At 76.4% G+C, this 1,730-nt stretch carries 2 protein-coding genes; both read left to right on the top strand.

The genetic code is table 11. The features are described from left to right. On the top strand, nt 1-197 hold a 197-nt coding region (locus tag ACLU3S_RS36870; protein ID WP_413956333.1), incomplete at its 5' end, for a hypothetical protein. Between the two features lie 31 nt (nt 198-228). Beyond that, a partial coding sequence (locus ACLU3S_RS36875) for a vWA domain-containing protein (protein WP_413956334.1) occupies nt 229-1,730 on the top strand: 1,502 nt, incomplete at its 3' end.

Here is a 1,730-nt window from a genome sequence, read left to right on the forward strand (position 1 = left end):
CCCTGCACGCCCGGCCCGCGCAGGGCTGGGGTCCCGAGCCGCCCGCCCAGGACCTCCTCGGACCCGGGGACGAGGACGCCTTGCGCACCCTGCTGGAGCACTCCTTCCGTCAGCTGGCCGCCCAGGCCCGCACCGCGGGGGAGCACGGCCGGCTGCTCGACCTGGCCCACGCGGTCCGCCCCCTGACCACCTTCTGAGGACACCCATGACCTTCGCGGAGGGGTAAGCATGACCACGGCCGAGCAGACCGAGGTGACGCTCACGGTCGGCCAGCAGAAGGAGCTGCCCGCCGCCGCGCCCGCCGGGCAGAGCGCCGAACGCGAGATGCACGCCGTCCTGGAGATCGGCGTCCGCGCCCACGGCGCCGGGCTCACCACCGGACACGCCCCCGGCAGCGGCCCCGCGCTCGCCGAGGTGCTGATCGTCGACACCTCCCGGTCGATGCTGCACCCGGCCGCCAAGCTGCGCGCCGCCAAGGACGCCACCGTCGCCGCGGTGCGCATGCTGCCCGAGGGCACCGCCTTCGCCGTGCTCTCCGGCAGATTCGACGCCACCGTCGTGCACCCCGGCCCCGGCCGTGCCGCGCCCGCCGTCGCCGGGCCGGCCGAACGGGACGCCGCCGAGCGGGCCGTACGCATCCTGGACGCGGACGGCGGCACCGCCATCGGCACCTGGCTCGACCTCGCCCGGCGGCTGCTGAAGGAACAGCCCGCGCCCGTCAAGCACGTCCTGCTGCTCACCGACGGACGCAACGAGCACGACCACCGGGCCGCCATGCCCCTGGACACCGCCCTGGACGCCTGTGAGGGCCGGTTCGTCTGCGACGCCTGGGGCATCGGCGACGACTGGGACGCCGAACTGCTGCTGCGCATCACCCGGCGGCTGCACGGCCGGGCCGGCGCCGTCCGCAGCGAGTCCGAACTGACCGCCGCGTACGAGGAGCTGGTCACCGGGCTGCTCGGCACGGCGGTACCCGAGCTGCGCATCCGGCTCACCCCCACCCCGGGCACGGTCATCCGCCAGGTCAAGCAGATCGTGCCCGGCGAACAGGAACTCCTCGCCACCACCACCGGGTCGTCCGCACGCGGCGCCGAGTACGTCACCCGCGCCTGGGGCGACGAGATCCGGCACTTCCAGGTGGTGCTCGCGGCCGACCCCACCGGCCGCGAGCGGGACGAGGACCTCCAGCTCGCCGCCGTCGAGCTCGTCGTACCCGACGTCGGGCGCCCCGTGCGGCTGCCCGCGCCGCAGCCCATCCTGGTGCGCTGGACCGACAACCCGCTCGACGCCTCCCGCCGGCACCCCGGCGTCCGCCGGCACGAGCTGTACCAGCAGGCCGGCGCCGCGGTGGCCCGCGCCTACCGGGCCTGGCTGCGCGGCCCCGACGGCCGGGCGGCGGCCGACCGCGACCTCGCCCGGGCCCTCGAACTGGCCGGCGAACTACGCGACACCCACCTGCTCGACGCGCTGCGGCGGATCGAGGACGGGCCCGGCTCGGGCCGGGTCCGTGCCGGCCTGAAGGACGTCGACTGGCAGCACCTGATCCTCTCCAGCGCCATGACCAGCCCCCCGCAGCAGCCGGCCGCCGGCCCACCGCCGTCCGCCCCGCCGGGCACCGAGCCCGGCCCGGGCTCCGACGACCTCGTCGAGTGCCCGGACTGCAAGTGGCTCGGCCCGGCCGACTCCGTCTACTGCGGGGGCGACTGCGGACGACTGCTGAGGGAGCCGCC

Source organism: Streptomyces sp. AF1A (assembly GCF_047340315.1).
Taxonomy (GTDB): Bacteria; Actinomycetota; Actinomycetes; order Streptomycetales; family Streptomycetaceae; genus Streptomyces.